The organism is Bacteroides gallinarum DSM 18171 = JCM 13658, assembly GCF_000374365.1.
GTDB classification, from domain to species: domain Bacteria; phylum Bacteroidota; class Bacteroidia; order Bacteroidales; family Bacteroidaceae; genus Bacteroides; species Bacteroides gallinarum.
This window is the reverse complement of sequence record NZ_KB894193.1, coordinates 1-10,573: the sequence shown is the minus strand read 5'-3', so window position 1 is coordinate 10,573 and position 10,573 is coordinate 1. Positions and strand designations below refer to the sequence as shown.

Here is a 10,573-nt window from a genome sequence, read left to right as displayed (position 1 = left end):
ACAGGCCTGCGGCTTTTGCCATGCGTTCAAACGGGAACACTGAGTGAAGCCTGCCAAGCTCACTCTCATTAAAACTTTTGCGGTATTTTTCCAGAACATCAAATTCTGTGAAGCCCAAAGTTGGGTGAATTTCGGAAATATTTTGTATCTTAGCCATATCTTAGTCGGGGAATTTCCCCCGTTTTGGCCTTCAAACCTTATTTGCGGGGGAATACCTAAAGATACAAAAAAGCCAGCTAATTCGCAATATTTTGTGTATGAATTAGTTGGCTGATTTTATATTATTTACTGAATGTCCCTAAGCTGCGCAATGATATTTCAATCATGCGCAGCTTATTTTTTAATTCTCTATTCAGTAAGCTCAGGAAAGCCCTTCTATATTTCCGTCTACAATATCGATATGCTCCGCCTGCGGCACTTTGGGCAAGCCGGGCATACGCAGTATCTCGCCGGCAATGGCAACAAGCATTTCCGCACCGTTATTGATAACGATATCCTTGATGTGGAACTCGAAGTTATTGACCGCACCGTATATTTTGGGGTCGGCAGAGAAAGAATACTGCGTCTTGGCTATACAAACGGGATAATGGGAGATACCCATTTCCTCGATAAGCTTCATCATCTTGCGCGAAGCGCTGCTGTAAGTCACTACGCTTGCCCCGTAAAGGTTGCATGCCACTTTCTCTATCTTCTGCTGCACGCTATCATTTTCCTCGTAAGTGTACTGCAACGAGGCGGAAGGTTTCTTTTCGATTGTTTCTACCACGAGATTTGCCAAGTCTATGGCGCCTTCCCCACCTTCGGCAAAGGCGTTGTTGATAGCGAAGCCCACCTTCAAATCCTCCTCGCAATGACGGCGGATAGCTGCCACCTCCTCGTCCGTATCGCTGGCAAAACGGTTGAAAGCGACAACGACCGTCTGCCCGAAGTAACGCAGGTTACGGATATGCTTGTCAAGATTGCCGAAGCCCTCCTTCAAGCCTTCCATATTCGGTTCCTTAATGCGGTCCAGGCTGACGCCGCCGTGCATTTTCAGCCCTTGCGCGGTGGCTACAATAACTGTCAGTTTGGGTTGCAGACCGCTTTTACGGCATTTGATGTTGTAGAACTTCTCCGCCCCCAGGTCGGCGCCGAAACCGGCTTCCGTCACTACATAGTCGCCGAACGTCATAGCCATTTTGGTGGCGAGAATAGAGTTGCAACCGTGTGCGATGTTTGCGAACGGGCCGCCGTGTACAAAAGCCGCCGTTCCTTCGGTGGTCTGTACCAGGTTGGGATGAATGGCGTCCTTCAACAATACGGTAATGGCTCCGGCTACCCCTAAGTCCTTAACGGTAAACGGCTTGCCCGCAAAATCGAAGCCGAGTATGATGTTCTCGATACGGCGGCGGAGGTCTTCCGTATCCTTCGACAGGCAGAGGATTGCCATAATCTCCGATGCAGGCGTAATATCGAAGCCGGATTCCATGGTAATGCCGTTGGTACGCGGCCCGAGACCGGTAACGATGCTGCGTAAAGAGCGGTCGTTGACATCGAACACACGCCGCCATATAATTTCTTTCAGCCCGAAACCGTCTGCCTGATGCTGGTAGATGTAGTTGTCCAGCAGAGCGGAAATCATGTTGTGGGCAGATGTAATAGCGTGGAAGTCTCCCGTGAAGTGCAAGTTTATCTTCTCCATTGGAAGCACCTGCGCATAACCGCCGCCTGCCGCTCCGCCCTTCATGCCGAAACAAGGTCCGAGCGAAGGTTCGCGCAGGGCTACAATGGCTTTCTTACCAATCTTATTCAGTCCCAGCGCCAGACCGATAGAAACGGTGGTCTTACCTATCCCCGCCTTCGTTGCCGTAATGGCGGTTACCAAAATCAGGTTGCTCCGTTTCACCTTTTCCTCATCAATCAACTGTTCGGGAATCTTGGCGATATAACGGCCGTAATTCTCTACCTCCTCGCGGGGAATACCCACACTCTCGGCAACTTGTTTTATCTTCTTCAGCTCTATGCTGCGTGCTATTTCGATATCCGATTTCATACAACGTTTCTCTTTATAACTTTTTTGAAAGTTACAAAAGTACAAAAAAGAAGGGAAAATACAGGTATATAAAAGGATTTTAGTAAAACAGCCGTTTGGTAGGTGTTTAGTGGGGAGGGATGAAGGATGAGAGATAAAAGATGAGGAATAAAGGATAAAGGATGAAGAATGAGGGATAATGTATGAAGTATAAAGGATAAAAAATGAAGGGTGAAGGAAGAATTGATTATGAATGATTAATCATCAATACCATATAGCATAATAAAGTGACATAAGGCTGAAAGCCTTGCAGCTCTAAGCCCGGGGTAACACCCCGGGAGAGGGGATAACATGATTATAACATTTCGCCCTGTAAGGGCAAAAGAAATGAACATCAATATTTTGCCCTTACAGGGCGAAAATACAGGGAGGACATCTTTATACCCGGGGTGTTACCCCGGGCTATATGATAAAAGCCTTTCAGGCTTGGAAATACATATTACAGACTTCAAGGCGGAAACGCCCCTGGACAAAGATTACCGTAACGGCATCCTGAAGCTGAAATTGTCTAATAATTATCGATTGCCTAATAATCATCGACTGCCTAATAATCATCAACTACCAAAGCTGCCTTTAATTACCAAATCAATTATTAATAGGTAAATCTATTTTTAACAGCCAAACCAATCCCTAATCATCAAACAATCATTTGAATCGCGACGTATCCACCCCTTCCCTCTGTTTCTCCTTATAACCGCCGAATTTATATGTGAACGATACGCCCAACTCGCGGAAGCAGCTATAACGGTTGGTAACGTTCTGCGTTTGAAAGCGGATGCGCGGGGAGATTTGTACCGTTTCGAATATATCGTTACACAAGTTCAGTATAAAGGATGAAGAATGAAAAGTGAAGGAAGGATTGATTATGAATGATTAATCATTAATATTATACAGCATAATAAAGTAACCTAAGGCTGAAAGCCTTACAGCTCTAAGCCCGGGGTAACACCCCGGGAGAGGGTTAACATGATTATAACATTTCGCCCTGTAAGGGCAAAAGAAATGAATATCAACCTTTTGCCCTTACAGGGCGAAAATACAAGGGGACGGACATATTTATTTCCGGGGTGTTACCCCGGGCTATATGATAAAAGCCTTTCAGGCTTGGAAATTGTCTTATAATTATCGATTGTCTAATAATCATCGATTACCTAACAATCAGCAATTATCTAACAATCATCAATTGTCTAATAATCATTGATTGTCTAATAATAATCAATTACCAAACAATCATCGACCGCCTAATAATCATCAACTACCAAAGCTGTCTTTAATTACCAAATCAATTATTAACAGGTAAATCTATTTTTAACAGCCAAACCAATCTTACTTACCAAACCAATCCCTAATCATCAAACAATCACTTAAATCGCGACGTATCCACCCTTTCCCTCTGTTTCTCCTTATAACCGCCGAACTTATACGTGAACGATACTCCCAACTCGCGGAAGCAACTATAATGGTTGGTAACGTTCTGCGTTTGGAAGCGGATGCGCGGGGAGATTTGTCCCGTTTCGAATATATCGTTGCAGTACAGGTTCAGCACTGCCTTTCCTTTAGCGAAACCATAGCGCAAGGAAGCATTTACATTGCCGGACGTGGGCAGGTCGTAAATACCCTGAATCGCTTTGCTGTGTACAAATCCGGTAACGGTCATCTTCAAGTCCGGACGGGTGGAAAGGGTAAAGGTATTGCTCATCTGCGCTATGCCGTAACACTGCTTGCGGTCGAAGGAAATATCCCAGAAGTCGGAATCTTTTTCACGATGCCATATACCGATAAGCGTCAGACGTGAATTTAACCGGTTCTTTACCTTAAACGGTATCGAAGCCTGTATGCCAACCTGTTGCCGGTAGTTGAAGTTCAGATACTTGTATATCTCTACCAGGCGTTGCGAAGACTGATAAAGAGTCTGCACCGAGTAATCTTTGGTGTGGCCGAACCAGGCGCCGAAGATATATTTGTTTTTCAGGATATAGTTCGCCTTGAACTCGTAGTTCTGTGCAGGCTTCAACAAAGGATTGCCGTGGATTTCGGAATACCCGCCGCCAAGATAGGACACGGCATCCTGCACAGCCCAATACTCGGGGTAATCCTTGTCGCTGCTCAAGGCAAGTTGCAGGATGTGTCCGGGGGCAGGCATGTAATTCAAGTTGACGACAGGATACCAATCCCACTGGTTCCAGACAGGCGTCTTATAACGTTCTACCGCCAAAGAAGCGTCCAGAGAGAGTTTGTCTCCGAAATTCTTGCTGAAACCGGCATAGATGTTCAGCGTTTCTTCCCGCTTGTGGGACTTCATGTCGTCGGGCAACGCACTCCCCGCTCCTTTTGCAAGCGCCGCCCGGTTTCCAGCCTTCATCCCCAGCTCTTTATCCTCGTAGTAATACTGATAACTGTGGTCGATACTGGTGGTATATACAATACCGTAATTCACCGCCCACCCTTTATGCAGACTGTGTTCCTGCGCCAAGAACATTTTCCAACGGTTGATGCGCTGGCAGTCCTGCGTAAAGAAACTGAGTTCGTGGGTTTCGAGCAGGCGGCTGTCGAGCAACTGGTCGGACGGAGAACGGTAGTAAGTAAGTTCCGCACCCGCTTTCAGCCCGAAAGGAGCACGGTAGTCCAGGCGGCCGTTGTGCAACCAGCCGGAACTGTTGCTCAAAGCCGTGGACTGCTGCGAACCGGTGATTTGCATCCGGTTGTGGTAGGTGTCGCAATTGCCGTTGTAAACAAAGCTCAACCGGTGGTTCTTCGCGATATCGTAATCGGCTCCCACCCGGAAACTATGCGTATGCGAACGGCCGCGCCTCACCTCGTCGGTCGTCATCGGGTACGCCGTACCGTCCGCCAAAGTGTGCACAGCCTCCTTGTCCGTAGCATTGTACGTACGGCCGTGTTTGTGCGAGTAAAGAAAATCTATCGAGAATTTATTCTTATTATACAGCAAGCTGGCGCGCTCTTCGAAATTTTCGTAATACTTCTGGCTGTATCCCGCATAAAACTCGCCCTGCCAGGAAGAAGGGGCATCCGCTGCCTGTTTTAACTGTATATTGATAAGCGCGCCGCGCACCTGGTAGCGGGCAGGGGCATTGTACATCACCTCGGCATTCCCTATCCGGCTTGCGGGAATACTTTTCAGCAATGCGTACAGTTGCCCGGTGCTCAGCGTGGTCGCCTTTCCGTCCAGAATAACAGTAACATCCTGCCCCGCCAATTGCAGTGCGCCATTCATTTCGGTTACGCCGGGAAGCTCCTTTACGGCATCATAGGCATTGTCTACGGGCAGGTCGCGGATAAGCCGCGGCAAATCGTACATGAGCTTGCCCTGCGAGGCTTTCACCACCGGGCGTTCGCCGGTAATCATCACTTCGGGCAGGCTTTGGTAAATACTGTCCAGCCGGGCATCCGAGGTTATAATACTGTCGGCACTAAGGGTACGTTCTCCGCCGGTGTGTTCCTGAGCGGAAACACCGGCACTCAAAAAGCAGATGATTGATAATAGATAAAGTCGTTTCATTGTAATTGTATGTGATGTTTAACATAGGGTGACCACAGAGGACGCAGAGTGTTTTCTTAACGCAGAGTTTTTTTAACACAGAGGGGACAGAGTTGCACGGAGTTCACAGAGTTTTTTTCTTCTTGTACAGAGCCTTTCTCTCTCTTGAACAGTTTTTTTCCCTTTTAGACAGAGCTTTTTTCCCCTTAAAAAAGCTGCCAAACAGCGCAAGTATCTGGTAGCCCCCTCCAAAGAAAAAGAAAAAAGCTCTGTGAACTCCGTGCAACTCCGTCCCCTCTGTATTAAGAAAAAAACTCTGTGAACTCCGTGCAACTCTGTCCCCTCTGTGTTAAGAAAAAGCTCTGCGCCTCTGTGTTCAACCCGAGTTGCAAAGTACAGCATTCCTCCCCAAAATCCGTGTTATCGCCAGCTTACCGAGTGTTATCTACTGTTACCGGAAATGTTATTTAGTCTTACCACATGATACAGCACACGGCATAACTCCTTATATTTGCCTGCAATAAGTATAAAGGGAACCACAATGAAACTGCCTTTGAAATATATCGCCGCACTCGTTATCCTGGCTTTGGCGGGCATATTCTCCTACCAGGCATACTGGCTCGGCGGATTGTACGGTACTATGCGCAGCGACATGGAGCACAGCATTACGGAAGCCATGCGCATGAGCGACTATAATGAAATGATGCTGCGGGTGGAGAAGATGCGCAAGGACAGTACCGACCATGGAGAAGTGAACGTGTCCGCCGGATTCAATGAAGACCAGGGACAAGGACAAGCCTACGTACGCAGCACCACCAGCATAGAACGCGACGGCTGGCAGAAGAAAACGACCACACAACGGCTGTTTCCGCAGAAGGGCGATACCCTATCGGTGGATATGACGAAAAGCTCTACCGTAATCGTCGTACCCCGTACCGCCACTGCCACCGGGTATTCCGTCCGGAAGAAGCCAGAAAGCGCAGCGAAAGACACCGGCGACTCACCCCGGGCTGCACTAATGGCGAAGGGCGGGCTGGACATCATTTTGCGCGACCAGAACAGCATGCTGGAGTTAGCCACCTACTTCCAGCGTGGTCTGCACGCCGGGCTGGATATTATTTCCAACCCCGACATCCATGTGTACGACAGCCTGCTGACCCTGCAACTGAAAGAACAGGGTATCACCCTGCCCCACCGCCTGGAACACCTCTACACGAGCGATACCCACGGGTTCACAGACACACTGGCGGTTGCCGGAACCGAAGGCTACCTGCCCGGCGCAAAGGCAAAGCAATACAACTACGTGTTCGACCTCCACAGCCACCAGAGCTACCGCCTTTGGATAGACCCCGTTACCCAATTAGTGCTGAAACAGATGTGGGGCATCCTCGCCACCTCCTTCATAATCCTCGTTATCCTGATTTTCGCCTTCTGGGTACTCATCCGCACCATTTTGCGGCAAAAGACACTGGAGGAGCTGAAAAGCGACTTCACCAACAATATCACCCACGAACTGAAAACCCCAATCGCCGTTGCCTATGCCGCCAACGACGCCCTGCTGAACTTCAACCAGGCGGAGGAAAAAGCACAGCGGGACAAGTACCTGCGCATCTGCCAGGAACAACTGCAACGGCTCAGCGGGCTCGTAGAACAAATTCTTTCCATGAGCATGGAACGCCGCAAGACATTCCGCCTGCATCCGGAGGTGCTGTCCGTAAGGGAAATCCTCGAACCGCTTATCGAACAGCATAAGCTGAAATCGGACAAGCCCGTACGCATATCGGCAACCGTTGAACCCGAAGGGCTCACCCTCACTGCCGACCGTACCCATTTCGGCAACATCATCAGCAACCTTATCGACAATGCCATAAAATACTCGCAAGGAACGGCGGAGGTAGGCATACGCTGCCGGCAAACGGAGTCTGCCGAACAAGGGAAACTTGTAGAAATCTCCGTCAGCGACCGCGGGATAGGCATCGCTTCCGAAAAGCAGGGGCATCTATTCGACAAATTCTACCGTGTCCCCACCGGCAACCTGCATAATGTAAAAGGGTACGGCCTGGGACTGTTCTACGTAAAGACCATGACCGAGAAGCATGGCGGAAGCGTATCGGTAAAGAGCGAACCGGGCAAAGGAAGCACGTTTACCTTGAGGTTTCCGAAGGGATAAAGGGGATACCCGTCCGTTTCTTCCGGCAGAAACTCCGGTTTCCCCTAAGGGAAACGAGCGTTTCTTCTAAAGGAAACGGAAATTTCCTCTGAAGGGAACGACAGTTTCCCTTAGGGGAAACGGGAATTTCGTTGGGGAAAACAAGAATTATCCCCGAGACAGATACAGATTTCACATAAGAACAATAAGAAAAAACAAGGACTTCATGGATAAAATAAAAGTATTGCTGGTAGAGGACGAAGAAACCCTCGCCATGATTATCAAGGATACGCTGGAGGGGCAAGACTTCCTCATCCATACCGCTGCCGACGGCGAAGAAGGGTTGCGCCGGTTCTTCGACCTGCGTCCCGATGTACTGGTGGCTGATGTGATGATGCCCCGCATGGACGGTTTCGAAATGGTGCGCCGCATCCGCCAGACGGACAAGCGCACGCCGGTGCTATTCCTTACCGCCCGCTCGGCTATCAATGACGTGGTGGAGGGGTTCGAGCTCGGCGCGAACGATTACCTGAAAAAGCCTTTCGGCATGCAAGAACTGATAATACGCATTAAAGCGCTCGTGGGCAAAGCTTTCAGCTTCACGGAGAATGTACCCGGGGAGGTTACCAGTTTTGAAATCGGAGACTACCGCTTCAACCCCATTACGCAACGGTTGTCGTACACGGGAACCGCCGTACCGCCGCGCACCGGTACGGAAATGGAACTCTCGCACCGGGAGTCGGAAATCCTGAAACGCCTCTGCGAGAACCGCAACCGGGTTGTCAATACCCAGAATGTGTTGCTGGAATTGTGGGGAGACGACAGCTTTTTCAACTCCCGCAGCCTGCACGTATTCATAACCAAGCTGCGCCACAAGCTCTCGCTGGACGACCGCATCCGCATCGTCAACGTGCGGGGCATAGGATATAAACTGATTGTAAACTGATAACAGACATCGTACCGCTATGAAAAAGTTAATGCCGATATTGTTTGCGCTGATTCCGCTCTGCGCTGCTGCCCAGAGCGAAGTGCAGGGAGACACGCTGAAAAGCCGCCTCCCCCGCCGTGTGCAGCAGGGAGTACCTTCGCTGTCCGGAGAAAGTGCACCCGGGAACCGTACCGCTCCCCTTTCCGCAACGAAAGAACTGCAAGGCATCGGTACAGGGTTGCCGGACAGTACGACGCTGCACATCGTTCCGCCCGAATACGTGGAGCCGCTGCCGTGGATGCAGTTCCGCCCGCGCAGCATGCACAACCCGTTCGAAATGGATTATGAGCGCTATGCGGCATTCCTGCTTTCGCCCGAGGTCATATTGGACGCATACAGCAGTTACAGTACCTATCCCACCATGGGTTCTATCATGGAAGCCGGAACCGGGGTGACGTATTACAGCCCCGACGGGCATTGGGAGCTCAGCGGCGGAGTTTATGCCGCCAAATACAGTATCCCCTCGCGCATGCACGGCGCACAGACGGATGTGGGTGTGAACGCGTCCGCCGGTTACCGGATTAACAGCCGGATGCGCATCCGCGCCTTCGGCCGGTATTCCGGCTACGGGAAGTCCAACTCGCTGCACGGGTATATGAACCCGATGTATCCGCAAAGCGCATACGGCATGGTCATGGAGCTGAAAGCAACCGATTGGCTCGAACTGCACGGCGGTATGGAACGCGTTTACGACCCTACCAAGATGAAGTGGACTACCGTACCGTTGCTGTATCCTGTCATTAATATAAAGAAAAAGAAATAATATAAAGAAATTTCGGTAAGTTGCGGGAAAGGCTTATCTTTGTTTCAAGCACGCCGCGCACAAGATAAATTCGTGCGGAAACAGAATCAGAACAAAGGTATGAAACGAGTTGGTCTTTTTATCATCGCATTACTTGCAGGCATCGCCTCACTGTATGCCCAGGGCGAGGTGCAGGGCGACAGCATACGTTCCCACGCCCTGTCCGGCGACGCTTCGTCCGGCGGGATGCTTTTGCCCGAGACGAAGAGTTACGACGGCTTCTTGCTGGATATGAGCTTGCTGAAAAGGGAGGCTCCCCGTTTGTCTGAGTTTACGTTGGAGATACCGGATGCCAGCAAGGATTACAGCAGGATGTTCCGGCTAAACCCGGATGTGAGCTATTCGCAAGGACTTTCCAATGTGTTTTCGCTCACCAACTCTACCGTGTACAGCATGAACCCGTTCGGGCTGACCGGCTTCTGGTCGTCGCCGGAAAACCTGCAAATGGGCAGCTTCAAGCTGAAAAACGGGATGCGCATCAATACCTACGGCGAGTACGACAAGGACGGCTGGAAAGTGCCCAACCGCTCGGCATTGCCCTGGGAGAAGAATAACTTCAAGGGGGCATTCGAGATGAAGTCCGCCAACGGCGCATTCGGCATACGCATCGAGGTGCAGCATGGCAATCATATGCCTTACTGATGAAAAAAACGTCCTCCGATAAAACAGAAAGCGAATGGATGCTTATATAGGGTTTCAGGCAGCGTTCCTAATCGTTGTGGGGCTTCTCGTAAGAAGGTTCCCTATCCTTATGGCGGGATATAACACCATGACGCCGGAACAAAAGAGGGATATTCAGTAAATGTCCCTAAAAATCAAGATGGCATATGAAGATGATAGAGCATACTCACTTCATATGCCATTTTTATAGTCCTATTCCTGTAATTTCTCACACAATCTTACCCTACAAGACATGACGCTCGGGAAGAAGTCTGAAGACATCTTCTGCCTCTGCCTGTAAAATCATATCATGCCGCTTTCACCGTCCTGTTCCTGATCTTGTCTATCATCAGTACGGCATTTGCCGTATGTATTCCAAAGAAAATCCACAGGATTTCCGTCTT

Annotated in this window: 8 protein-coding genes and 2 pseudogenes; 6 read left to right on the top strand and 4 right to left on the bottom strand. The window is 49.7% G+C overall.

What is annotated here, in order from left to right; translation table 11 throughout:
• Both C233_RS23930 and C233_RS0121460 read right to left on the bottom strand, forming a co-directional pair.
• Nucleotides 1-157 (bottom strand): annotated as a pseudogene (locus C233_RS23930) (DDE transposase); the annotation flags it as partial.
• 204 nt (nt 158-361) lie between these two features.
• Nucleotides 362-2,032 (bottom strand): formate--tetrahydrofolate ligase, encoded by a 1,671-nt coding sequence (locus C233_RS0121460; protein WP_018669534.1) that lies wholly within the window; start codon nt 2,030-2,032, stop codon nt 362-364.
• 330 nt (nt 2,033-2,362) lie between these two features.
• On the opposite strand from C233_RS0121460, the gene C233_RS24680 reads away from it, so the two are divergent.
• Nucleotides 2,363-2,674 (top strand): hypothetical protein, encoded by a 312-nt coding sequence (locus C233_RS24680; protein WP_167321146.1) that lies wholly within the window; start codon nt 2,363-2,365, stop codon nt 2,672-2,674.
• Between the two features lie 42 nt (nt 2,675-2,716).
• Here C233_RS24680 and C233_RS24340 read toward each other — a convergent pair.
• Both C233_RS24340 and C233_RS0121445 read right to left on the bottom strand, forming a co-directional pair.
• Nucleotides 2,717-2,899 (bottom strand): annotated as a pseudogene (locus C233_RS24340) (hypothetical protein); the annotation flags it as partial.
• A gap of 532 nt (nt 2,900-3,431) precedes the next feature.
• Complete coding sequence (locus C233_RS0121445) at nt 3,432-5,591, bottom strand: outer membrane beta-barrel protein (protein WP_026314965.1); 2,160 nt, start codon at nt 5,589-5,591, stop codon at nt 3,432-3,434.
• A gap of 520 nt (nt 5,592-6,111) precedes the next feature.
• Between C233_RS0121445 and C233_RS0121440 the strand changes: the two genes are divergently transcribed.
• From C233_RS0121440 to C233_RS24335, 5 genes are all read left to right on the top strand, one after another.
• A complete protein-coding gene (locus C233_RS0121440; RefSeq protein WP_018669530.1) occupies nt 6,112-7,740 on the top strand; it encodes a sensor histidine kinase in 1,629 nt (542 codons plus the stop codon).
• Nucleotides 7,741-7,945: 205 nt separating this feature from the next.
• Complete coding sequence (locus tag C233_RS0121435) at nt 7,946-8,665, top strand: response regulator transcription factor (protein ID WP_018669529.1); 720 nt, start codon at nt 7,946-7,948, stop codon at nt 8,663-8,665.
• A 19-nt stretch (nt 8,666-8,684) separates the two neighbouring features.
• A complete protein-coding gene (locus C233_RS0121430) occupies nt 8,685-9,470 on the top strand; it encodes a hypothetical protein (protein WP_018669528.1) in 786 nt (261 codons plus the stop codon).
• A 99-nt stretch (nt 9,471-9,569) separates the two neighbouring features.
• Nucleotides 9,570-10,151, top strand: coding sequence for a hypothetical protein (locus C233_RS0121425; protein ID WP_026314964.1), 582 nt, complete (start codon nt 9,570-9,572; stop codon nt 10,149-10,151).
• 34 nt (nt 10,152-10,185) lie between these two features.
• A complete protein-coding gene (locus C233_RS24335; RefSeq protein WP_018669526.1) occupies nt 10,186-10,311 on the top strand; it encodes a DUF3784 domain-containing protein in 126 nt (41 codons plus the stop codon).
• The last annotated feature ends 262 nt before the right edge of the window (nt 10,312-10,573 follow it).

Excerpts from the sequence above, each read along its gene's own strand:
- C233_RS0121460 (WP_018669534.1), bottom strand. The coding sequence starts at position 2,032 with ATGAAATCGGATATCGAAATAGCACGCAGCATAGAGCTGAAGAAGATA.
- C233_RS24680 (WP_167321146.1), top strand. The coding sequence starts at position 2,363 with ATGATTATAACATTTCGCCCTGTAAGGGCAAAAGAAATGAACATCAAT.
- C233_RS0121445 (WP_026314965.1), bottom strand. The coding sequence starts at position 5,591 with ATGAAACGACTTTATCTATTATCAATCATCTGCTTTTTGAGTGCCGGT.
- C233_RS0121440 (WP_018669530.1), top strand. The coding sequence starts at position 6,112 with ATGAAACTGCCTTTGAAATATATCGCCGCACTCGTTATCCTGGCTTTG.
- C233_RS0121435 (WP_018669529.1), top strand. The coding sequence starts at position 7,946 with ATGGATAAAATAAAAGTATTGCTGGTAGAGGACGAAGAAACCCTCGCC.
- C233_RS0121430 (WP_018669528.1), top strand. The coding sequence starts at position 8,685 with ATGAAAAAGTTAATGCCGATATTGTTTGCGCTGATTCCGCTCTGCGCT.
- C233_RS0121425 (WP_026314964.1), top strand. The coding sequence starts at position 9,570 with ATGAAACGAGTTGGTCTTTTTATCATCGCATTACTTGCAGGCATCGCC.
- C233_RS24335 (WP_018669526.1), top strand. The coding sequence starts at position 10,186 with ATGGATGCTTATATAGGGTTTCAGGCAGCGTTCCTAATCGTTGTGGGG.